This is a genomic window from Micromonospora sp. WMMA1363 (assembly GCF_030345795.1).
Taxonomy (GTDB): domain Bacteria; phylum Actinomycetota; class Actinomycetes; order Mycobacteriales; family Micromonosporaceae; genus Micromonospora.
Genome location: NZ_JAUALB010000001.1, coordinates 282,223 through 305,394 on the forward strand (window position 1 = coordinate 282,223; position 23,172 = coordinate 305,394).

Below are 23,172 nucleotides of genomic sequence, written 5' to 3' on the forward strand. Positions count from 1 at the left end.
ACTGCCGGAACCGGTGCCGGCCGTCCGGCTCATCGGCGGCGATGCGACCGGCGATACCGTCTCGGTGGTTCCGGATGCCACGGGCGCGACCGTGCGGGCCCGGATTCCGTTGGACCGGTTGCCGGACGGCGCCGGCCCGGTTGGCGAGCTGCGCACCATCCGGGCGCACGCGGACGCGTCCGGCGCCACCGGCGTGGCTGCGCTGCGCGGTGCCCCGCGGGCGGTGCTGCGCCGGGGCGCCCGGCTGCACCTCCTGACCACCACCGACCACAAGGGCCAGCTTGTCATCGCCGTAGCACCCGTCACGCCGCGCCGGTTGATGGCCGGCCTGCGGCGCAGGCTTCCACTAGGAGGAAAGTAGTAGTCATGAACATCTGCGTCGTAGCGCTCGGGAAGATCGGGCTGCCGCTGGCCGTGCAGTTCGCGACGAAGGGGCACCGGGTGCTCGGTGCCGACGTGTCCGAGCGGGTCGTCAACCTGGTCAACAACGGGGCGGTGCCGTTCCCGGGCGAGGCCGACCTGGACGACAAGCTCAAGGAGGTTGTCGCCGCCGGTCTGCTGTCGGCCACCACCGACACCGCCGCGGCGGTCGCCGAGTCCGAGGCCGTCGTGGTCGTCGTTCCGCTGTTCGTCGACGCCGAAGGCGTGCCGGACTTCGGGTGGATGGACGACGCGACCCGGGCGATCGCGCGCGGGCTCAAGCCGGGCACGCTGGTCAGCTACGAGACCACGCTGCCGGTGGGTACCACCCGCAACCGCTGGGCGCCGATGCTCCAGGAGGGCTCTGGCCTGACCGCCGGCACGGAGTTCCACCTGGTCTTCAGCCCTGAGCGGGTGCTCACCGGCCGGGTCTTCGCCGATCTGCGCTGCTACCCGAAGTTGGTCGGCGGCATCGACGAGGCCTCCGCCGCGCACGGCGTGGAGTTCTACCAGTCCGTGCTCGACTTCGACGAGCGCCCCGACCTGGCCCGCCCGAACGGCGTGTGGGACCTCGGCTCCGCCGAGGCCTCCGAGCTGGCCAAGCTCGCCGAGACCACGTACCGGGACGTCAACATTGGTCTCGCCAACCAGTTCGCCCGGTTCGCCGACAGCGTCGGGGTGGACGTCCTCAAGGTCATTGAGGCGTGCAACACCCAGCCGTACAGCCACATCCACACCCCGGGCATCGCCGTCGGCGGGCACTGCATCCCGATCTACCCGCGGATGTATCTGTGGAACGACCCGGCGGCCACGGTGGTCCGCTCGGCTCGGGAGGCGAACGCGATGATGCCGCAGTACGCCGTCGACCTGCTCGCCGCCGCATACGGCGAACTGGCCGACGCCGAGGTGTTGGTGCTGGGCGCCAGCTACCGGGGCGGGGTCAAGGAGTCGGCGTTCTCCGGCGTCTTCCCGATCGTGGAGGCGTTGCGCGCCCGCGGTGCCAAGCCGTACGTGTCGGACCCGATGTACACCTCGGAGGAACTGGCCGCGCACGGCCTGCCGCCGCACGAGGGTCAGGAGGTCACGGCTGCGGTGATCCAGGCTGACCACGCCGAGTACCGCACCCTGGCCGCGAGCGACCTGCCGTCGGTGCGGGTGCTGGTGGACGGCAGGCGGGTCACCGACCCGGCCCGCTGGGCGGACGTCCGTCGCGTCGTCATCGGCGGCTGACCCGGCTCACCCACGCGACCGGGCCCCGACCGTACGGTCGGGGCCCGGTCGCGTCTCGCCTCAGCCCTCGGCGAGCCCCGGCGGCGGGTTGTCCACGTCGCGGGAGATCACCTCGCCCTTGGCGTCGACCCAGCCCCTGGGGCGGGCGGGGTTCCCGGCCACCAGCTGGTACGGCTCGACATCCTTGGTCACCACCGACCCAGCGGCGATCATGGCGTACTCGCCGACCTCGATCCCGCACACCAGAGTGGCGTTGGCGCCGATGGAGGCGCCCCGGCGGACCAGCGTCGGGGTGATGGTCCAGTCCGGGTTCTGCGCGCGGGGCCGGAAGTCGTTGGTGAAGACCGCGCACGGGCCGACGAAGACCTCGTCCTCGATCGTCACACCCTGGTACACCGAGACGTTGTTCTGGATCTTCACCAGGTCGCCGACGGTGACCCCGGCGTCGACGTACACGTTGCGGCCGATGACGCAGCCCGCGCCCACCATTGCGGTGGACCGGATGTGGGCCAGGTGCCAGACCTTCGTGCCGTCGCCGACCTGGGCGCCGGACTCCACGTCGGCGCTGGGGTGGACGAAGACCGGCGGCCGGTTGTTGGTGTCAGTCATGTCAACTCGCATCGGTCGGAGGACGCGGCGTCGCGCCGCTCGGGGAATCGCCCGGAACCACCAGCCGCGGCCGTCGGAGCGCCGCCAACCGGCACCGCCCGCAACGTCGCCGTCCGGGCGGACGGACTCGGCGTAGCATAGCGATCCGCTCAGCCGAGCAGCGCCGCGACCGCGTCGTCGGCCGGGTCGGCGGCCGGCAGCGTTGCCGCGGCCACCACCGCCGGCACCGGCAGCGGTCCGGACAGGTGAACGAGGCCGTCCTCGTGGTCCGGGGACGGCGCCGGCGAAGGGCCGCCCCTCCCGCTTGTCGCCGCCGTCTGTCACCATTCGTGGTCGGCGACGCTGACGATTGGGGGCCCGGGTGCGCATCCTGCTGGTCGAGGACGACCGCCGGGTGGCTGCCGCGCTCTCCGCCGCGCTCACCCGGCGGGGGTACGAGGTGGAACACGCCGCGACGGTCGCTGCCGCGCTCTCCGCCGCCCCGTGCGACCTGGTTCTGCTCGATCTCACCCTGCCCGACGGCGACGGCACCGACCTCTGCCGAAAGCTGCGCCACCGCAGCAGTCAGCTCGGGATCATCGCCGTGACCGCCCGGGGCGAGGAGCGGGACCGGGTGCTCGGGCTGCGGCTCGGCGCCGACGACTACGTGGTCAAGCCGTTCTCGATGGTGGAGCTCCAGGCCCGGATCGAGGCCGTGCTGCGCCGCGCCGCGCATGCCGCGCCAAAGCGAAACCTGATCGAGGTGGGGTCGGTCCGGATCGACGTGGCGGCCCGGACGGTGCACGTCGACGACCGCGACGTGGCGCTGACCCGCAAGGAGTTCGACGTGCTGCTCTCCCTGGCCCGGCAGCCCGGCGTGGCGGTGCCCCGCGACCGGATCCTGCTCGACGCCTGGGGCACCACCTGGGCCGACCGGCACACGGTCGAGGTGCACGTGGGGTCGCTGCGCGGCAAGCTCGGCGATCCCCGCCTGGTGGAGACCGTGCGCGGGGTCGGCTACCGGCTGCGCGGCGGGTGAGCGACGGTGCGACGCCGGCTGGTCATCAGCTACCTGCTGCTCATGGTGCTGGTCCTGATCGCGTTGGAGACGCCACTGGCGGCGACCCTGGCCAGCCGGGAGACCGAGCGGGTCCGCGCCGACCGGCTCGCCGACGCCACCCGCTTCGCCTCGCTGGCCGGTCCGGCGCTGCGCGGCGGCATCCCCGGCCCGCTCGACAACGAGCTGGACAGCTACGACGAGTTGTACGGGATCGGCGCGGCCGTCGTCGACCGGGACCGCCGTACCATCGTGGCGTCGGCCAGCTGGCGGCCCGCACCGGGCACCCGGGCGGCCCTCGACGTGGCGCTTTCCGGACAACAGGCCAGCGGGCCGGATTCGGTGTGGCCGTGGGTGGACGGGCCGATCGTGGTCGCGGTGCCGATCAACGACGGCGGTGAGGTGCTCGGCGCGGTGGTCACCACCACCTCCGCCGCGTCGGTCCGGCGGGTCGTCACCGCCTGGTGGCTGCTGCTCGCCAGCACCGGCCTGCTCGCGGTGCTGGCCTGCGTGCTCACCGCGTTCGGGCTGGCCGGGTGGGTCCTGCGCCCGGTCACCGAGCTGGACGCGGTGACCCACGAGATCGCCGAGGGGGATCGGGGCGCCCGGGTGCAGCACCGGCCCGGCCCGCCGGAGCTGCGCCGGCTCGCGACGAGCTTCAACCACATGGCCGACGCGGTCTCGGACGTGATGGACCGGCAACGGGCGTTCGTCGCGCACGCCAGCCACCAACTCCGCAACCCGTTGACGGCGCTACGGCTGCGGGTGGAGGAGCTGGGACCCACCCTCACGGACGCGCAGGGGCAGGCCGAGCACCAGCTCGCGCTGGAGGAGACCGACCGGCTGGCCCTCGTCCTGGACGCGTTGCTCACCCTGGCCCGCGCCGAGCGGACGGAGAACCTGCGGGTCACCGTCGACGCGGCGGCGATCGCCGCCAGCCGGGTCGCGGCGTGGGCGCCACTTGCCCGCCGCCGGTCGGTCACCCTGCGCCTCGCCACCGGCGACGCCCCGGCGTACGCCCGGACCGTGCCGACCGCCGTCGACCAGGCACTCGACGCGCTCGTCGACAACGCGGTGAAGTTCAGTGGTGCCGGGAGCGAGGTCACGGTGGCGGTCCGGACCCATGAGGGCGGGACAACCCTGGAGGTACGCGACACCGGTCCGGGCATGACGGCCAGCCAGCTCGGCCAGGCGACCGAGCGGTTCTGGCGGGCACCAGAGGTGCAGAACGTCGACGGTGCGGGGCTCGGGCTGACCATCGTCGCGGTTCTCGTCGACGCCTCCGGCGGACGGCTCACCATGCGCCCGAACTCGCCGTGCGGCCTGACCGCCACCCTGTGGTTCCCGGCGCCCGCCGAGCTGCCCGCCGAATCCGACCAGCCTGGTCAGCCCACTGGCTCCGTCGCCACCGGCGAAGGACGGTGAGCGGGTCCTCCGCTGCCCGCAGGCGTCTGCGGGATCTCGCTCACGGCTTCGCGGCGCGGTACCAGGTGATGGCGCCCGGATGCAGGGGCAGGGGCGCGGTGGTGATGGCCGAGCGGGGGCTCATCCGGCCGGCCGCCGGGTGGGCCGCGGCCAGTTCCTTCCGCCGCTCCATGAGCAGCCGGGTCACCTCCCGGACCAGCCGCTCCGGCAGGTCCGCGCGGACGATCAGGAAGTTCGGGTTGGCCACCGTGGCGACCGGGTCCACCCCGTACACCGAGCGCGGGATGTCCCGGGAGACGTAGACCTCGGGGTGCTGCGCGCGCAGCGGCTCGGTCCAGGTGCCCAGGTCGACGACCCGGATGTGCCGGTCCCTAGCCAGCTCGGTGACCGCGCGGACCGGTAGGCCACCGGAGAAGAAGAACGCGTCGATGCGGCCCTCGCGTAGTGCGGCGACGGAGTCGTCCAGGCCCAGCCGGTTTCGGCGGACGCCGTCGCCGCCGAGTCGCGCCACGTCGAGCAGGCGGGACGCGGTGATCTCGGTCCCGGAGCCCGGGGCGCCCACCGACACCCGCTTTCCTCGCAGGTCGGCCAGGGTGTGAACCTCCCCGGCCGCGGTGCTGACGAGGTGCAGCAGGTCGTCGTAGACGCGGGCGACCGCGGCCACCGACGGGTCCACGCCCGGGGCGGCGGGCAGCACGTCGGCCTGGGTGAAGCCCAGCTCGGCCGCGCCGGCGCCGACGAGCCGTACGTTCTCCGCCGACGCGGCGGTCACCACGACGCTGGCCTGCACGTTTGGCAGCTCCCGGTTGAGGACGGCGGCCAGCGACTGCCCGAAGGCGTGGTAGACCGCGGTGGGGCTGCCGGTGGCGATGCGGATCTGTACCGGCGCGCGGATGTCCTCCCGGCACGCGGTGAGGCTCGGCAGCACCGTGAGGAGCAGGGCGACGAGTACCGCTGGTGTGGGACGCGAGCCCCACGCGGGCCGGACAGGTTTCACAGGTTGCACTCTGCGGCCCGAGGGCCGCTGGCCGCAACTGTCACCCGGCGGCGGTGGGATCCTGCCGGCGGTCAGGCCCAGCCGGCCGCGGTACGTCGTCGTTCCGGGGCGTCGCGGCGATCACGCCTCCCGTGGCGCGACCGCGGGGCCCAGCTCGGCGGCCGCCAGGATGCGCTCGCGATCCGGGCCGTACGCGACGCTGACAAGGAAGCAGCCGGTGCCGGGGCGGAGCAGCGCCGGCACGTCCAGCAGGGCGGCTCCCCGGATCAGAACCGCGGCCAGTTCCCGGTCGGTGAGCCGGACCCCGAGGATGTGCCGGCGTACGTGCCGGCCGCCGGCCAGCAGCGCGGCCCGCCAGGCCGCCGCGGCGAGGCGGGATCGCCACATCCGCCGGGCGGCCGAGGCGCCGGGCGCCGGACCACCGAGCAGCTCGCGCCGCCCCTGCCGCCAGCCGGCTGCCAGCGCGGTGGCGTACGCGTGTCGGTGTGCGGCCGGCACGGTGAGGCGGTGCAGCTCGTAGCGGCGGCGTAGCCCCCCGACGGCGCGTTCGTGAGTGACCGGGATACCGAGCCGGTCGAGCAGTTGCCGCATCCGCTGGGCGGCGTCCTCCCGGTTGAATTCGACGATTCCGGGCCGGTACGCGGGTGTGGTATGCCGGGGCCCGACCGCTGCCGGCGGGGTCACACAGCGCAGCAGGCAGGCGGACTCGAACGCGTCGGCCAGGGTCAGCCAGTCCAGTGGTGGCGGAGTCGACGGCGGTTGGGGCCGGTCGAGCAGGATGGGTTCCACCTCGGGGACTCCTTCGCGACGTCGGGTTCTCCTACCGTCGTCGCTGCACCCCGCCGGTGGAACACATCCGGCCCAGGCTTGAGGAAATCTTGCGCGTCGCCACCCCTACAACTCGGTGACAACGATATCGACCTGGCGCGGCCGACCGGCCTTGGTCGGGTGTTCCACCACCGGATACTTGAGGTCCCGTAGCGTGGTCAGCAGGCCGTCGGCGGTGCGTGGCCGGGCTCCGGCGGTCAGCAGGTCCCGGACGAGCCGTCCCTTGGTCGCCTTGTTGAAGTGGCTGACCACCGACCGGACGGGCACTCCGTCGACCTCCCGTTCGTGCAGCACCCGGACGGTGACCGTGCGGGCCGCGGTCGCGTCGCGTGGGGCCCAGGTGGCCGCGTACCCGCCGGAGCGCAGGTCCAGCACCGGCCCGTTCCCGGCCGCCGCGGCCATCGCGGGGGCCAGGGCGCGTCGCCAGTACGCGGACAGCGCCCCCACCCCGGGCAGTCGCGCGCCGATCGGGCAGCGGTAGGGCGGGATCCGGTCGGTGAGCCGGACCGCGCCCCAGAGACCGGAGCTGATCAGGATCGTGCGGCGGGCGGCGCGCAGCGCCGCCGGGGGCAGGGAGGCGAGGTCGAGGGCCTCGTACAGCACCCCCGTGTAGCGGCGCTCGGCCGGTGCGGTGGCGGCCTCCCGCAGCCGGGCGTTGCGTCGTAGCTCACCGCGTTGTCCCGGGCTCAGGCCCAGCGCGGTCAGGGCGTCCTCCTCGTCGCCGGCGGCGCAGAGCGCGACCAGCGCCGTCAGCACCTCCTCGCGGGCCGGGGTCAGGTCCGGCAGCGTGAGGCGGGCGAGGTCCAGCCGCCGGCCGCTGCCGGTGTCGGCCTTCCCCTCGGAGGGCGGCAGCAGGATGAGCATCGGCGACTCCTCGATCGGCCTCGGCGCCCGTCGCGCCGGCGGCCGCCAGCCTACGTCCCGGCGCTACCGCCAGGGCCGCACCGGCGTCTCCGGGTGGTAAACGCGATATCCGCCGACCTCGACGACGAGTGCGGCGTCGGCCCGGTCCCCCAGCAGCCGGCGCAGCCGCCGCTCCAGCGACGAGCCGGACTCCACCACGTACCCCGGGCGGTCGGCTGCCGCGACCCGGTCCCAGTACGGCGGGTAGCGGTTCTGGCCAGGGGTGAAACCCTCGTCGAGCACCCCGCAGACCACCTCCTCGCGGGTGTTGAAGATCAGGCGGTTGCAGGTCCAGTAGTGGCCGTACACCTCCCGGGGGCCGTTCGCGCGCATCGCGTCGGCCAGGTCCCGGGCGGCCCGTTCCTCGGTTCGGGTGGCCCCGGTGCCGACGGCCGCGAACAGCACCGTGACCACTAGTGCGGCCGCGGCGAGGGCGGCGAGGGCAGCCGTCGCGACGGCACCGGTGAGCCGGCGGAGCGCACCGGCGCTGCCCCGCCAGGCGGGCACCGCCGCCCGCCACACCGGCCACAGCACCGCCGGCAGGGACAGCTGCAGCACCGACAGGTAGCGGACGTTGGCCAGCGGGTCGATGGCGGCGAGCGGGCTGCGGGCGTACGCCACCAGGGTCAGTGCCGCCCCGACGACCAGCGCGAGGTGTACGACCGGCGCGATCCGCCCGGCCCGGCCGGCGGCCCGGCGGTACGCGACCACGGCGACCACGGCGGCGGCCGCCAGCAGCACCGGGTAGAGCAACCCGAACAACGCCTGCCAGCGGCCGCAGCCGGAGACCGGGCAGAGTCCCGTGGCCAGTGGTATCCCCTCCAGCACCGCCCCGGAGACTCGCTGCGACCAAGGCGGGGCCGGCTCGGGCCGGGCGCCGATCTCGCGGAACACCGACAGCGAGTTCTCGCCGGGTGGCGCGAGCAGGTTGTCCCGGATGATCGGGGCGATACCGACCGCGAACCCGGCCACCAGCAGCGTGCCCGCCCAGCCGAGCAGCTCGCGGCGCGCCGCCCAGAGCAGCGTGAGGGTGGCGGCACCGACGTAGGGCAGGATCAGCCAGTCGGACCAGACGGCGACCCCGGCCAGCAGGCCGAACAGGCCCACGGCGAACCAGCGGTGCCGGATGGTGCCCCGGGCCAACCCCACGGCGACCAGCAGCATCACCAGCACCGCCACCTTGACCTCGGGGCGGCCGCCCACCACGGTCAGCTGGTCCCGCACCACCCGTTCGGAGCCCAGCGCCAGCAGCCCCACGACCAGCGTGGCGAACCAGGGCGAGCCGATCCGGCGGGTCAGCCGGTGGATCAGCCAGAGGAACAGCCCGTACAGCACGAGCAGCGGCAGCCGCAGCACCGGCCAGCTCGGTCCGGCGAGCGCGACCAGGGGCGCCGCCAGGTAGGACTCCAACATCCCCATGTAGCGCTGCCCGTAGAGGAAGACCGGGTGTTCCCGGCCCTCGGAGATGTGCAGGGCAGCCAGGCCGAACGTCGCCTCGTCGCTGTTCGCTCCCGGTACGGTGTGCAGCGTGAGGACGAACCGGTACCCGACGCCGGCCGCCCCGAGCACGAGCGCGACGAGCGCAGGCCGATCCAGCTGCGGGCGCCACCGCCCGCCCAGTGGCTGATGTAGCGACACGACCAACGCCCCCGTCGTCGTCCCGACCCCGAGTCTGGCACGCAGTTGCGGCGCAGCGGGCCGGTTCGGCCCGGACGGGCGGTGGCACCCTGGTGCGGGCCCGGCGTCACGCGTGGCCGACGCGCGCCGGTTGTGGCAGGGTGGCAGCGTGCCACCCACTCCCGCCGGCCAGTTGGCCGTTCCCCACCTGCATCGGGCCGCGCGGATCGAGGACGCCGTTCACCACCTGGTCGAACGCCGGTTGCGGCGGACCGGCTGGCGTACCAACATCATCGCCTACGCCGGCTACGGCGCCCCCGGCTGGGTACGCGTGATGTGCCGGGTGCTGCTGGGGCGTCCGGACAACCGGCAGCGGGGCCGGCTGGAGAAGGTCCGGGGCTGGCGCAGCTTCACCACGCTGCCGGCGAAGTACGTGACGGTGGCGATCGAGTCCGGCGGGGTGCGGCACGAGACGCGGACCGACCGCAGCGGCTTCGTCGACACGGTCGTGCCGGCGGACCTGCCGCCCGGCTGGGGTGCGGTGCGGATCAGCGGGGCGGAGGCGGAGCCGGTGGAGGCGCCGGTGCGCATCGTCGACCCGCAGGTGCGCTTCGGCATCCTCTCCGACATCGACGACACGGTGATGGTCACCGCGCTGCCCCGGCCGTTGCTCGCCGCCTGGAACACGTTCGTCCTCGACGAGCACGCCCGCGCGGCCGTGCCCGGGATGGCGGTGCTCTATGAGCGGCTGGTGACCGCCCACCCTGGCGCTCCGGTGTTCTACCTGTCCACCGGGGCGTGGAACGTCGCGCCGACCCTTACCCGCTTCCTGTCCCGGCACCTCTACCCGGCCGGGCCGTTGCTGCTCACCGACTGGGGCCCGACGGCGGACCGGTGGTTCCGCAGCGGCCGTGAGCACAAGCGGGCCACCCTGGCCCGGCTGGCCCGGGAGTTTCCCCGGGTGAAGTGGCTGCTGGTCGGTGACGACGGGCAGCACGACCAGGAGATCTACCGGGAGTTCGCCGCCGCCCACCCGGAGAATGTGGCCGGGGTGGCGATCCGCCGGCTGTCACCCACCCAGGCGGTGCTCGCCGGTAGCCTGCCCCACCCGGCCGGCAACAGCTCGTCGGCCGGCCCGGTGGGGCAGAAGTGGCTCTCCGCACCGGACGGCGCCGGCCTGTGGAGACTGCTGCGGGACGCGGGCCTGGTCTGACGTCGGACCGGCCCGACGCCGGTGGTCACCGCGCGAAGCTGACCGCGTCTCGACCATGACTGACCTGACAGGGTATTCCTGGCCGTCATAATATGTCGGTCAGGAATACCGAGGAACTCCGTTAGGCGGGGCGGAGCCACAGCACGCCGAGCGGGGGCACCCGGAGCGCCGCCGACGCCGGCATCCCGTGCCAGGGCACGTCCTCGGCGCGGACCTGTCCGAGGTTGCCCACCCCCGACCCGCCGTAGTGGTGGGCGTCGGTGTTGAGCACCTCCGCCCACGTCCCGCCGGCGGGCAGCCCGATCCGGTACCCCTCCAGCGGAAGCGCCGAGAAGTTCGCCACGCAGACCAGCGTCGCGCCGTCCGGGGCGATGCGAACGAACGAGACGGTGTTGTTGGCGACGTCGTCCCCGGCAATCCAGCGGAACCCGGCGGGCTCGGTGTCCTGCGCCCACAGTGCGGGGGTGCCCCGGTACTCGGTGTTGAGGTCGCGGACCAGCCGCTGCACCCCGGCCCGGCCGGGGTCGTGCAGCAGGCACCAGTCGAGGCCGCGTTCCTCGCTCCACTCCCGGTCGTCCGCCAGTTCGCAGCCCATGAAGAGCAGCTGCTTACCCGGGTGCGCCCACATGTACGCCAGCAACGCCCGCACGTTCGCCAGCCGCTGCCATGTGTCGCCGGGCATCTTGCCCGCGAGCGAACCCTTGCCGTGCACCACCTCGTCGTGGCTGATCGGCAGCACGTAGTTCTCGCTCCAGGCGTACGCGAGGGAGAACGTGAGCTGGTGGTGGTGATGCTGCCGGTAGATCGGGTCCTTCGACGTGTACAGCAGGGTGTCGTGCATCCACCCCATGTTCCACTTGAATCCGTAGCCGAGCCCGCCGGTGTCCGTTGACCGGGTCACTCCCGGCCACGCCGTGGACTCCTCGGCGATCATCACCACTCCGGGGTGCTGCCGGTACACCGTCGCGTTCGTCTCCTGCATGAACGCGATCGCGTCCAGGTTCTCCCGGCCGCCGAACCGGTTGGGGACCCACTGGCCCTCGCCGCGGGAGTAGTCCAGATAGAGCATCGAGGCCACCGCGTCCACCCGCAGCCCGTCGACGTGGAACTCCGCGCACCAGTACAGCGCGTTGGCCACCAGGAAGTTGCGTACCTCGCGGCGGCCGAAGTCGAAGACGTACGTGCCCCAGTCGGGGTGCTCGCCGCGGCGCGGGTCGGGGTGCTCGTACAGCGGGCGGCCGTCGAACCGGGCGAGCGCCCACTCGTCGCGGGGGAAGTGCGCCGGTACCCAGTCGAGGATCACGCCGATCCCGGCGCCGTGCAGGGTGTCGACAAGGTACCGGAAGTCGTCCGGGCTGCCGAAGCGTGCGGTGGGGGCGTAGTAGCCGGTGACCTGGTATCCCCAGGAGCCGCCGAACGGGTGCTCCATCACCGGCAGGAACTCCACGTGGGTGAAGCCCAGCTCGGTCACGTACGCCGTCAGCTGTTCGGCCAGCTCCCGGTAGCCGAGGCCCGGCCGCCAGGAGCCGAGGTGCACCTCGTACACACTCATCGGGTGGCGGTGCGGCTCGCGCCTCACCCGCCGTTCCAGCCAGGCCGCGTCGCGCCACTCGTACGTCGACCGATAGACCACCGACGCGGTGGCCGGCGGCACCTCCGCGGATGCCGCGAGGGGGTCCGCCTTGTCCCGCCAGCTTCCGTCGGCACCGAGGATCCGGAACTTGTAGCGGGCGCCCACGACCGCGCCGGGCACGAAGACCTCCCACACACCGTTCGACCCGAGCGACCGCATCGGCCAGCCGTCGTCCGGCGCCCAGCCGGTGAAGTCACCGACGACGCGGACCCCGCGCGCGTTGGGTGCCCAGACACTGAAGGCGACGCCCTCGTCGAAGACCCGGGCGCCGAGCACCTCCCAGAGCCGCTCGTGCCGGCCCTCACCGATGAGGTGCAGGTCCAGCTCGCCCAGCGTCGGCGGGTGGCGGTACGGGTCGTCGTGCACCTGCCCGTCGACGTCCACCCGGTAGTCGAGCACCTCGCCCGGGACGACCGTCTCGAAGATCCCGGCGTCGTGTACCCGCTTCATCGGGTGCCGCTCTCCGTCGACGAGCACCCCGACGTCACCGGCGCCACGCCGCAGCGTCCGGATCGTGGTACGCCCGCCGGCCGGGTGCGCCCCGAGTACCGCGTGCGGGTCGTGGGTATGGCCGGCGATCAGCTGGTCCATCGGGAATCGTCCTTACGCGTGGGTGCGGTGCCGGCGGAGAGCTCGCCAGGGCGGGGGCGACGGTGAGGTCGGCGGACGCGGCGGCCGGCGGTACCGGCGCGGGCGGGGCCGAATGGCGCACGGTGAGCACGTGCGCGGGTTGCAGGTACGGGTCGAGCCGGACGGCGTTGCGCTGCCCCCAGTCGTAGCCGGCGCCGGTCAGCTCGTCGTGGACGGCGAACCGCTCGTGCCAGTCGAAGCCCAGCGCCGGCATGTCCAGCGTGGTGTTGCCCCATTGCACGCCCCGCGGATCGAAGGAGCACACCACGATCACCGTGTCGCCGGTGTCCGCGTCACGCTTGGACCAGCAGAGCAGCGCCGGGTTGTCGATCTCGTGGAAGACCAGGTTGCGTAGCTGGTGCAGGGCGGGGTTGTCGCGCCGGATCCGGTTCAGGGCGGCGATGAACGGCGCGAGGGAACGCCCCTGTGCCTGGGCGCCCGCCCAGTCCCGGGGCGCAGCTCGTACTTCTCGTTGTCCAGGTACTCCTCGGCGCCGGGGCGGGCCACGTGCTCGAACAGCTCGTAGCCCGCGTACATGCCCCAGGAGGGGGAGAGCAGCGCGGCCAGCACCGCCCGGATCTTGAACATCGGCGGGCCGCCGTGCTGTAACGACTCGTGCAGGATGTCGGGTGTGTTCGGCCAGAAGTTCGGTCGCATGTAGTCGACCGCCGCGACCAGTTCCGCGCAGTACTCCCGCATCTGCGCGGCGGACGTGCGCCAGGTGAAGTACGTGTACGACTGGGTGAAGCCGACCTTGCCGAGCCCGTGCATCATCGCCGGTCGGGTGAACGCCTCGGCGAGGAAGAGCACGTCCGGGTCGACCTGCTTCACCTCGGCGATCAGCCGATGCCAGAAGTCCACCGGCTTGGTGTGCGGGTTGTCGACCCGGAAGATCTTCACGCCCTCGCCGACCCAGTGCAGCACCACCCGTAGGATTTCCGCGCGGATGCCCTCCGGATCGTTGTCGAAGTTCAGCGGGTAGATGTCCTGGTACTTCTTCGGCGGGTTCTCCGCGTACGCGATCGTGCCGTCGGCGCGGGTGGTGAACCACTCCGGGTGTTCGGTGACCCACGGATGGTCCGGAGCGCACTGCAACGCGAGGTCCATCGCCACCTCCAGGCCCTGCTCGGCGGCGGCGGCGACGAAGTTCCGGAAGTCCTCCGGCGTGCCCAGGTCGGGGTGCACGGCGTCGTGGCCCCCTTCGGCGGCGCCGATCGCCCAGGGCGAGCCCACGTCGTCCGGCCCGGCGACGAGCGTGTTGTTGCGGCCCTTGCGGTTGACCCGGCCGATCGGGTGGATCGGCGGAAGGTAGAGCACGTCGAAGCCCATCGCCGCCACGCCGGGTAGCCGTCGCGCGGCGGTGGCGAAGGTGCCGGAGCGGGCCGGTGTGTCGAAGGTGGCGGATCTCGCCCCCTCCGAGCGGGGGAAGAACTCATACCAGGCGGAGAAGAGCGCACGTTTCCGGTCGACCCACAGGCGGTTTTCGTCACCGGTGGTGACCAACTCCCGGACCGGATGCTCCCAGAGCAGGTCGGCCAGGTCCAGGGCGGGGCTGACCCGTCGGTCCAGCGGCAACGCCGGGTCGGCCAGCGTGGCGATCGCGGCGGCCACCTGCCTTCGGTCGGCGGCGGGCACCAACTCGGCGGCGCCGGTCAGCACCCGAACCCCCTCGGCCAGGTCGTTGGCCAGATCCGCCGGGCCCTGGCCGGCGGCGATCTTCTTGGTCACCGCGTTCTGCCAGGTCCGGTACGGGTCGGCGAACGCCTCGACGGTGAACGCCCACTCGCCGACCGCGTCCGGCCGGATGGCGGCGTGCCAACGGTCGTGGCCCGGCTCGCCGGGGCGCATCCGGGTGAACGGGCGTGCCCGCCCGTCCGGGCCGAGCCAGACCACATTGCAGCCCAACGCGTCGTGCCCCTCGCGGTAGGCGCGGGCCGACACCGGGATCAGCTCGCCGACGACCGCTTTGGCCGGGTAGCGACCACAGGAGACGACGGGAGAGACGTCTTCGATCGGGAACCGTCCAGTCACCGGTTCAACCTACTGCGCGAGATCGCGGCGCGCTCGGGGGTCAGCCGGCCCCGCCCACCGACCGGTACACCTCCAGCGTCCGCTGGGCGATCCTGTCCCAGGAAAAGTGCTCCACCGCGCGCCGCCGCCCGGCCCGCCCGAACTCCGCGGCCCGCCCGGGGTCGGCCAGCACCTCGTTGATCCGGGCTGCCAGGTCGGCCACGAACCGCTCCGGGTGCAGCGGCCGACCGGTGCCGTCGCCGGCCTGCTCGATCGACACCAACAGCCCGGTCTCGCCGTCCGCCACGACCTCGGGGATACCACCGGTGGCGGTGGCCACCACCGCGGTCTCACAGGCCATCGCCTCCAGGTTGACGATGCCCATCGGCTCGTAGACCGACGGGCAGACGAAGACGGTGGCGTGGGTGAGTACCTGGATCACCTCGTGCTTGGGGAGCATCTCGGCCACCCACACCACCCCCGACCGGGTGGCCCGTAGCTCGGCGACCAACCCCGCTACCTCGGCCGCGATCTCCGGTGTGTCGGGCGCCCCGGCCAGCAGCACGAGCTGCGTGTCGGCGGGCAGCTTCCGGGCGGCCCGCAGCAGGTAGGGCAGGCCCTTCTGCCGGGTGATCCGGCCGACGTACACCACGCTGGGGCGGGCCGGGTCGATGTCGAGCCGGTCGACCACGTCGGTGCCGCGGTCCGGAGCGTACTGCTCGGTGTCGATGCCGTTGTACACCACCTGCACCCGGTCCGGGTGCACCGCCGGGTAGGCGGTGAGCACGTCCTGCCGCATCCCCGCGCTGACCGCGATCACCGCGTCGGCCGCCTCCACCGCCGTCCGCTCGCACCAGGACGACAGCGCGTACCCGCCGCCGAGCTGCTCGGCCTTCCACGGGCGCAGCGGCTCCAGGCTGTGCGCGGTAACCACGTGTGGCACCCCGTACAGCAGCTTCGCGGTGTGTCCGGCGAGGTTCGCGTACCAGGTGTGGCTGTGCACCACGTCGGTGCCGGCGCACCCGGCGGCCATCGCCAGGTCCACCCCCATCGTCCGCAGCGCGGCGTTCGCGCCGGCCAGGCCGGCCGGATCGGCGTACGCGGTGACCCCGGGCTCGTTTCGCGGCGCACCGAAACAGTGGACCCGTACGTCGGCGAGGCGGCGTAGCTCCCGGGCGAGGTACTCGACGTGCACCCCGGCGCCGCCGTACACCTCGGGCGGGTACTCGCGGGTGAGCAGGTCGACGCGGAGCCCGGCGGAGTCGGTCATGCTCGGCACCCTAGTGCAGAAATCCACGCCGCACCGGCTGCGGAATCATGCCCGTACGAGTGGTGAAGTGGCGGCAGGGTAGATAGCGTCGGGACATGGCTGCCAAGGTGCTCGCGATCGTTCTGGCGGGTGGGGAGGGCAAGCGCCTGATGCCGCTCACCACGGACCGGGCGAAGCCGGCCGTCCCGTTCGGTGGGATGTACCGCATGGTCGACTTCGTTCTCTCCAATCTGGCCAATGCCGGCTACCGTAAGATCGTCGTGCTGACCCAGTACAAGTCCCACTCGCTGGACCGGCACATCACCAAGACCTGGCGGATGTCGACTCTGCTCGGTAACTACGTGACACCGGTGCCCGCCCAGCAGCGTCGTGGCCCGTGGTGGTTCGCCGGCTCGGCCGACGCGATCTACCAGAGCTTCAACCTGATCTACGACGAGCAGCCCGACTACGTGATCGTCTTCGGCGCCGACCACATCTACCGGATGGACCCGCGGCAGATGGTGGAGGAGCACATCGACTCCGGCGCGGACGTGACCGTGGCTGGCATCCGACAGCCGCTGTCCAGCGCCGACCAGTTCGGGGTGATCGAGGTCGGCGAGGACGGCCGGCGGATCCGGGCCTTCCGGGAGAAGCCCACCGACGCGATCGGCCTGCCGGACTCGCCCGACGAGGTCTACGCCTCGATGGGTAACTACGTCTTCACCACGAAGGCGCTCTGCGACGCCGTGGAGCGTGACGCGGAGGACAAGGCCAGCAAGCACGACATGGGCGGCAGCATCATCCCGATGCTGGTCGAGCGCGGCGAGGCGAACGTCTACGACTTCCGGGACAACGAGGTGCCCGGCGACACCGATCGCGACCGCGGCTACTGGCGGGACGTCGGGACGCTCGACTCCTTCTACGTCGCCCACATGGACCTGATCAACGTCCATCCGGTGTTCAATCTCTACAATTTCGACTGGCCGATCTACACCGAGCAGCCGCCGTTCCCGCCGGCGAAGTTCGTCCACCAGTGGGGCGAGCGGGTCGGCCGGGCGGTGGCGTCGATGGTCTCGCCGGGAGCGGTGATCTCCGGTTCACTGGTGGAGAATTCCGTTATCTCGCCCAAGGTGAAGGTGCACTCCTGGGCGCACGTCGACAGCGCCGTGCTCATGGAGGGCGTCGAGATCGGCCGGCACGCGGTGGTCCGCCGGGCCATCCTGGACAAGAACGTGTGCGTACCCGAGGGCGTCGAGATCGGCGTGGACCTGGAACGGGACCGACAGCGCTACACCGTCTCCGACAACGGCATCGTCGTCATCGGCAAAGGTCAGAAGGTGGAACCGTGAGCACGAGGAGTGAGCTTGCGAGCCCCGCAGTCGTGAACGAAAGGCAGGCACCGTGAGCACCCGTCCCCGCGCGGGCCAGCCCGCCCAGGCGGCCGATCTGGTCGACGTGCCGATGCTGGTCACGGCGTACTACGCGGAACACCCCGACCCGACCGACCCGGCCCAGCAGGTCTCCTTCGGTACCTCCGGCCACCGGGGCTCGTCGCTGCGCAACGCCTTCAACTCCGACCACATCCTCGCGGTCACCCAGGCGCTCTGCGACTACCGGCGGGAGCGTGGCCCGGACGGCCCACTCTTCCTCGGCCGGGACACCCACGCGCTCTCCGCCCCGGCCGCGGTCGACGCGCTGGAGGTGCTCGCCGCCAACGAGGTGACCGTCCTGCTGGACAGCCGCGACGGGTACACGCCGACCCCGGCGGTGTCGCACGCGATCCTGGCCCACAACCGGGGCCGGACCAGCGGCCTCGCCGACGGCATCGTGATCACCCCGTCGCACAACCCGCCGGACGACGGCGGCTTCAAGTACAACCCCACGCACGGCGGCCCGGCCGACACGGACGCCACCAGGTGGATCCAGGACCGTGCGAACGCGATCCTCGCCGCCGGGCTCAAGGAGGTGCGCCGGATGCCGTACGCCCGGGCGCGGGTCGCCGACACCACCGGGTCGTACGACTTCCTCACCCGCTACGTGGACGACCTGCCGGCTGCGCTCGACCTGGACGCGGTGCGCGCCGCCGGGGTGCGGATCGGGGCGGACCCGCTCGGCGGCGCGAGCGTCGGCTACTGGAGCGAGATCGCCGAGCGGCACCGGATCGACCTGACCGTGGTGAACCCGACGGTCGACCCGACCTGGCGGTTCATGACCCTCGACGGGGACGGCAAGATCCGGATGGACTGCTCGTCGCCGAACGCGATGGCGTCGCTGATCGCCGCCCGCGCGGACTACCAGGTGTCGACCGGTAACGATGCCGACGCCGACCGGCACGGCATCGTCACCCCCGACGGCGGCCTGATGAACCCCAACCAGTACCTCGCCGTGGCGATCGCGCACCTGTTCCGCACCCGTACCGACTGGGGTCCGGCCGCCGCGGTCGGCAAGACCCTCGTCTCCTCGTCCATGATCGATCGGGTGGCCGCCGACCTCGGGCGTCCGTTGTTGGAGGTGCCGGTCGGTTTCAAGTGGTTCGTGCCCGGGCTGCTCGACGGCTCGGTCGGCTTCGGCGGTGAGGAGAGCGCCGGCGCTTCGTTCCTGCGTAGGGACGGTGGCACCTGGACCACCGACAAGGACGGCATTCTGCTGTGCCTCCTCGCCGCCGAGATCATCGCCACCACCGGCCGCACCCCCAGCGAGCACTGGGCGGAGTTGGCCGGGCGGTTCGGTGCACCCTCGTACGCGCGGATCGACGCGCCGGCGAGCCGCGCGGAGAAGACGGTGCTCGGCAAGCTCTCGCCGGAGCAGGTCACGGCAACCGAGCTGGCCGGGGAGCCGATCACGGCCACGCTCACCACGGCGCCCGGCAACGGCTCCCCGATCGGCGGCCTGAAGCTCGTCACGGCGAGTGGCTGGTTCGCCGCCCGCCCCTCCGGCACGGAGGACGTTTACAAGATCTATGCCGAGTCCTTCCAGGGGCCCGAACACCTCACCCGGATCCAGCAGGAGGCGAAGGACCTGGTGTCCTCGGTGCTCGCCAAGGGGTGAGCGGGTCGCCGCACCGACCGGAGCCACGCGTCGGCGGCCCACCCCGGTCCTGCCCCGCCGGCCGCTGCGCCGGGACGCGGCAGTGGTGACCGCGTCAAAGCCGTGCCCCGCGTCGGCCTTGCCGCTCGTGACGTCCGGGCGAGATGCCGGTGGTGCTGCGGTCAGCGGGGCGGGGGAAGCTCGCGGCGGCTCAGCTGCTCGCGCAGGCTCTCCGGGAGCAGCTCGCGGAGCTGGTCGGGCAGCAGGGGCAGGTCCAGCAGGCTCAGCTTGAGCTGGTTGCGCTGCTGGTAGCGGCGTGGATCGAGGCGGACCACCAGACCCGCGTCGCGGCGGTAGGTCACCTCCATCGCGCCCTCGGTGGCCGCGTCCCGGATCACCAGGCCGTCCATCTCCACCGCCACCGGCGCGGAATCCGGTGCCAGCTCCAGCCGGATCCGCTCGTCGGGGGAGAGGATCACCGAACGGGAGATCCCGGCCATCGGCGCGGACGGCGTCACCACCACCACGTCACTCGCCGGCGAGACCAGCGGCCCGCCCGCCGCGTAGCTGTAGGCGGTCGACCCGGTCGGCGTGCTCACCACCAGCGCATCGCAGCGGTAGTAGCCGTACCGCTGCCCGTCCACTCCGAGCGTGGCGTTGACGAAGCCCGCGCCCGGCTGCCGGACCAGCGCGACGTCGTTGAAGGCCACGATGTCGTCGCCGCACACGTCGCAGACCAGGCAGCTGTGTCGCTCCACCGTGAAGTTCTTGTTCGCCAGCCGCTCCAGCGCGGCCGGAAGGTCCGGCGGCTCCACCTCGACCAGGAAACCGAGCCGGCCCAGGTGCACGCCGAGCACCGGCTTCGGGTCGCGGACCGCGGAGCGCAGCGCGCCGAGCATCGTACCGTCCCCACCGATGCTGATCAGCGCGTCGCAGGTGGTGGGCACCTCGTCGGCGGGGAGCGGTTCCACCGTGGCGGGTACCCGGTGCCGGTCCTCGGCCCGGACCGCCAGGGTCATCCGGTGCCGGGCTACCCAGTCGACGATGATGCCGACCACCTCGGTGACGTCCCGGGTCGGGTGCAGCACCAGCCCGAGCCGGATCCGATCCATGTTCCCAGCTCACCACATCGGGGGCCGGCCCGGCGGGCGGAAACGGCAGGTGTGCCGGCGGTCCACCCGGACCGCCGGCACACCCGGTGGGGAACCGTCAGTGGCGGGCGGCCCCGGTCAGGTGGGTCAGTGCCCGCTCGACCAGGTCGTCCCGGGCCGCCGGGGCCAGCCCCTCCAGGCCGAAGCCGAGGTAGATGGTGTCCGTGGTGACCACCGCCGACCCCTCCTCGAACGCCTGTCGGCTCCGCGACCAGTCGGTGGCGTTGCCCGCCGAGCCCGGCGGTGGGCCGGCCACCGTCCAGCCGTCCAGGTCGGTCTCGAACGAGGTCTCGCCGACCGTCGCGCCGTCGGCGACCACGCGGGCGTCGTCGAGGAAGACGCCGAGGCCCTGGGTGGCCCAGTCCGACACGTACGAGATCGACACCTCGACCTGTTTGCCGCCGTATCCGGACAGGTCGACCACGAACTCCTGCCAGCCGTTGGAGGCGCTGGTCGCGGCGTGCCAGCTGCCGGTGGTGCCGGTTGGCGAGCAGTCCGCATCCTGGTACCGGGCGAGCCACGGGTGCAACTGCTCGACCCAGCCGGAGGTGCAACTGCTCCCGGTGTCCGTGCCGGTCTTGCCGTTGACGTCCGGCAACGTCGTCCACGCGTCGCTGCCCACCTCGTGTGCCTCGACGAACAGGTAGTCCCAGTTCGGTTCGATGTCGTACGAGGCGAAGAAGCGCAGTTCGGCGTTGGTGGCGCCGGTGAGGTCGACGGTGCGGGTGAGCCGCTTGTACGACTCGTCGGCCTGCCCGCTCCACAGGTACCAGGCGCCGGTGCGCGGGTCGAACGGCGCCGCGCCCGGGCGGGCCCAGCCGACCGGTGCCGAGCTGGCAAACTGCGGGAACTGATCCGGCGGCAGGAAGCTCGACGTGGTGAGGAACGACGCCGTGTGGTCCTGGTTTGCCGCCGAACCGGGCGCGTTCAGGGTGCCGGCGAAGCCGGCGAAGGGTCCGTCCTCGCCCGCCACCGGGTACGGGCCGTCGGCGCCCGAGCCCCCGTCGCTGACGTACGTGTACGCCCCCAGCCAGTACTGCTGGAAGTCGTTCAGCAACGGCAGGCAGGTGTCGTCGTCCGGGTCGGTGCACTCCGCCGGACCGTTCGGCTGGTACCCGTACGAACCGTTGGCGGCCTGCGCGAACAGCGCGTACTTGCCGCTGAGCAACAGCTTGCCGCCCTCGTTCAGATAGTCCCGGACGGCCAGTTCGGTGTCCAGTGCCGCCCGTGCGGTGGTGCCGGGCACCTGCCCCGGCGCCCGGAGGATGACGTCGTCACCGGTTTCCCAGAGCACCGTCCGGTAGTGCGACAGCACGCCCAGCGGGTGCGGGGCCTTCCGGCCCATCGCGTCGAAGTCGTACACGTCGCTGGTGCGGCCGGCCGCGGTCAGCGCGGCGGTCATCTCCTCGGCGTATTTCGCGCTGGTGCCGCCCTGGGCCGGGCTGAGGCCGGTGACGTCCTCCATCGCGAGCACCAGGACATCGCCGCCGACGTCGTCGTGCACCCGGTAGGTGAAGTGCTCGCTGGTGACCGTCCCGGCCCCCGGTTTGCGTCCGGAGAACCAGACCTCGACCGTGTCGCCCGGCCGGGTCCCGGTCACCTTGCCGCGCAGCTCGGCGTAGTAGTCGTCATGGGTGTTGCCGTACCGCTCGCCGCCGTGCCACTCCGTGACCTTGACGGTCTTCGGCCGGCCGCCGTTGACCGTCCAGTGCATCCGGACGTTCTTCAGCGCCCGTCGGACGATCGAGGCGACCTGTTGGTCCCGCCCGTACGAGGTGTCGAAGCTGTCGACCACGAAGTCCGGGGTGCGGCGACCCACCACCGACACCGGGTCGTCCGGGTCGTGCGTGGACCTGGCCACGGCGAGCGCGAACGGCAGGTTCTTCGCCACCTCGGCCGAGATCAGATCCTCGTCGTCCGGGAAGATGAAGCCGCTGACGCAGTCCTCCGGGACCCACTCGTCGTCCGGGTCGGAGGCCGCCGCCGCCTGGCAGGTCGACATCTCCGGGGTGAAGCCGAGCGTGCCGTAGCGGACCGTGGCGTGCGTGTCGGTGTCGCCGTTGGTGGTGTACAGCTCAGCGGAGATGTCCGGGTCGTAGCCGGGCACCGCCGGGTTGGCGTCGTCACCGACCATCGCCTCGTAGATCACGTCGTCCGGTGTGGGAGTGCTGACCTGCCAGCCCACGCCGTAGAGGAGCAGTTGGGCGGCGGAGTGGTAGTTGACGAAGAACTCGAAGCCGACCCGCCGGAACAGCCGGTCCAGCGCCGTGGTCTCCGGCTCCGAGTTCGGGCGGGGGCCGCGGTAGGTGTCGCTGTTCGGGTCGGGGGAGGAGCCCTCGTTGTCGTAGCCCCACTTGTAGCCGAAGTTGCGGTTGAGGTCGACGCCGTCGGCGGTGGTCACCTGCCCGTCGCCGTCGTTGTCCCGCAGGTTCTTGCGCCACAGCCGGTTTCCCGGCGTGAAGGTGTGGTCGTAGCCGTCCGGGTTGGCGACCGGCACGAACCACAGCTCCGTGGTGTCCACCAGTCGGGTGATCTCCGGGTCGGTGCCGTAGTTGTCGAGCACGTGGTGCATCAGCCGCCGGGTCATTTCCGGCGTGATCCACTCTCGGGCGTGCTGGGCGCTGGCGTAGAGTACCGCCGGCCGCTTGCCGTCGCGGACCTTCCTCGCGTTCTTGGTGACCTTGACCGCGAGAATCGGCTTGCCCTGCACCGTCCGGCCGATGGTCTCCACCTTGGTCAGCCTCGGGTACCGTGCCGCGGTGGCGGTGATCTCGTCCCGGATGCCACCGGGCTCGCTGTAGGAACGGAACGCCGACCAGCCGGTGGCCGCCTGCTCGCGCAGCGCCTGGGAGGCGTTCTTGCCGCGTACCTTCTTGACCTCCAGCTGCACGCCCTGGCTCGCCAGCCGGGCCGCCTGCCGTCTGCTGAGCACCGTCTCGATCCGGGTGTCACCGGTGCGGTCGGTCTCGGTGTGCCCGTGGTCGAGGTCGACCCCGGCGTGGCGCAGCTTCTCCAGTTGTTTGGGGCTGACCGTGCCGACGTACACCTCCAGACCATCGCGGCCGACCGGATCGGACGGTGGCCGTGCGCTTGCCGGTGCGGTCAGCGCCAGCGCGCCGACCAGAGTGAACACGCCGGCGATGGCCAGCCGTGTGCGCCTCATCGCGCCTCCTGGGGTGGAAGGACCTGTCCCG

General features: G+C 72.3%; 15 protein-coding genes and 2 pseudogenes. 7 read left to right on the top strand and 10 right to left on the bottom strand.

What is annotated here, in order from left to right:
• Position 1: 1 nt before the first annotated feature.
• Together QTQ03_RS01345 and QTQ03_RS01350 are read left to right on the top strand one after the other, a co-directional pair.
• Positions 2–361: pseudogene (locus tag QTQ03_RS01345) on the top strand (glycosyltransferase family 2 protein); the annotation flags it as partial.
• A 5-nt stretch (positions 362–366) separates the two neighbouring features.
• Positions 367–1,650 carry a nucleotide sugar dehydrogenase gene (locus QTQ03_RS01350; RefSeq protein WP_289276327.1) on the top strand — a complete coding sequence of 428 codons (1,284 nt, stop codon included), beginning with the start codon at positions 367–369 and terminating at the stop codon, positions 1,648–1,650.
• Between the two features lie 60 nt (positions 1,651–1,710).
• Here QTQ03_RS01350 and QTQ03_RS01355 read toward each other — a convergent pair whose 3' ends face one another.
• Entirely contained in the window at positions 1,711–2,259 is a 549-nt protein-coding gene (locus QTQ03_RS01355; protein WP_289276328.1) for an acyltransferase, read from the bottom strand.
• A gap of 361 nt (positions 2,260–2,620) precedes the next feature.
• Between QTQ03_RS01355 and QTQ03_RS01360 the strand changes: the two genes are divergently transcribed.
• Positions 2,621–3,277 carry a response regulator transcription factor gene (locus QTQ03_RS01360; protein ID WP_289276329.1) on the top strand — a complete coding sequence of 219 codons (657 nt, stop codon included), beginning with the start codon at positions 2,621–2,623 and terminating at the stop codon, positions 3,275–3,277.
• 6 nt (positions 3,278–3,283) lie between these two features.
• Positions 3,284–4,720 carry a sensor histidine kinase gene (locus tag QTQ03_RS01365; RefSeq protein WP_289276330.1) on the top strand — a complete coding sequence of 479 codons (1,437 nt, stop codon included), beginning with the start codon at positions 3,284–3,286 and terminating at the stop codon, positions 4,718–4,720.
• Between the two features lie 40 nt (positions 4,721–4,760).
• Here the strand turns inward: QTQ03_RS01365 and QTQ03_RS01370 are convergent, their stop codons facing one another.
• From QTQ03_RS01370 to QTQ03_RS01385, 4 genes are all read right to left on the bottom strand, one after another.
• Positions 4,761–5,717: a TAXI family TRAP transporter solute-binding subunit gene (locus tag QTQ03_RS01370; RefSeq protein ID WP_289276331.1), complete on the bottom strand. Its 957-nt coding sequence runs from the start codon at positions 5,715–5,717 to the stop codon at positions 4,761–4,763.
• A gap of 120 nt (positions 5,718–5,837) precedes the next feature.
• On the bottom strand, positions 5,838–6,506 hold the full coding sequence (locus QTQ03_RS01375; RefSeq protein ID WP_289276332.1) for a hypothetical protein: 669 nt from the start codon (positions 6,504–6,506) through the stop codon (positions 5,838–5,840).
• A 105-nt stretch (positions 6,507–6,611) separates the two neighbouring features.
• Positions 6,612–7,409 carry a peroxide stress protein YaaA gene (gene yaaA / locus QTQ03_RS01380; protein ID WP_289276333.1) on the bottom strand — a complete coding sequence of 266 codons (798 nt, stop codon included), beginning with the start codon at positions 7,407–7,409 and terminating at the stop codon, positions 6,612–6,614.
• A 63-nt stretch (positions 7,410–7,472) separates the two neighbouring features.
• The gene (locus tag QTQ03_RS01385; protein WP_289276334.1) at positions 7,473–9,086 is read right to left on the bottom strand and encodes a hypothetical protein; all 1,614 of its coding nucleotides are present in this window, start codon (positions 9,084–9,086) and stop codon (positions 7,473–7,475) included.
• 148 nt (positions 9,087–9,234) lie between these two features.
• On the opposite strand from QTQ03_RS01385, the gene QTQ03_RS01390 reads away from it, so the two are divergent.
• Positions 9,235–10,278, top strand: a complete 1,044-nt coding sequence (locus QTQ03_RS01390) for an App1 family protein phosphatidate phosphatase (protein ID WP_289276335.1) — start codon at positions 9,235–9,237, stop codon at positions 10,276–10,278.
• Positions 10,279–10,399: 121 nt separating this feature from the next.
• Here the strand turns inward: QTQ03_RS01390 and glgB are convergent, their stop codons facing one another.
• From glgB to glgA, 3 genes and pseudogenes are all read right to left on the bottom strand, one after another.
• Positions 10,400–12,502, bottom strand: a complete 2,103-nt coding sequence (gene glgB, locus QTQ03_RS01395) for a 1,4-alpha-glucan branching protein GlgB (protein ID WP_289276336.1) — start codon at positions 12,500–12,502, stop codon at positions 10,400–10,402.
• A pseudogene (locus QTQ03_RS01405) lies at positions 12,490–14,572 on the bottom strand (alpha-1,4-glucan--maltose-1-phosphate maltosyltransferase). The gene glgB and the pseudogene QTQ03_RS01405 overlap by 13 nt, the downstream one beginning before the upstream one ends.
• 40 nt (positions 14,573–14,612) lie before the next feature.
• Positions 14,613–15,848 (bottom strand): glycogen synthase, encoded by a 1,236-nt coding sequence (gene glgA / locus QTQ03_RS01410; RefSeq protein ID WP_353890551.1) that lies wholly within the window; start codon positions 15,846–15,848, stop codon positions 14,613–14,615.
• 68 nt (positions 15,849–15,916) lie between these two features.
• Here glgA and glgC point away from each other — a divergent pair, with 68 nt between their 5' ends.
• Both glgC and pgm read left to right on the top strand, forming a co-directional pair.
• Positions 15,917–17,149: a glucose-1-phosphate adenylyltransferase gene (gene glgC, locus QTQ03_RS01415; protein WP_289276339.1), complete on the top strand. Its 1,233-nt coding sequence runs from the start codon at positions 15,917–15,919 to the stop codon at positions 17,147–17,149.
• A gap of 52 nt (positions 17,150–17,201) precedes the next feature.
• Complete coding sequence (gene pgm, locus QTQ03_RS01420) at positions 17,202–18,848, top strand: phosphoglucomutase (alpha-D-glucose-1,6-bisphosphate-dependent) (RefSeq protein WP_289276340.1); 1,647 nt, start codon at positions 17,202–17,204, stop codon at positions 18,846–18,848.
• Between the two features lie 161 nt (positions 18,849–19,009).
• Here pgm and QTQ03_RS01425 read toward each other — a convergent pair whose 3' ends face one another.
• Both QTQ03_RS01425 and QTQ03_RS01430 read right to left on the bottom strand, forming a co-directional pair.
• Entirely contained in the window at positions 19,010–19,939 is a 930-nt protein-coding gene (locus QTQ03_RS01425) for an NAD(+)/NADH kinase (protein ID WP_289276341.1), read from the bottom strand.
• Between the two features lie 97 nt (positions 19,940–20,036).
• A complete protein-coding gene (locus tag QTQ03_RS01430; protein ID WP_289276342.1) occupies positions 20,037–23,141 on the bottom strand; it encodes a M14 family metallopeptidase in 3,105 nt (1,034 codons plus the stop codon).
• Positions 23,142–23,172: the final 31 nt, after the last annotated feature.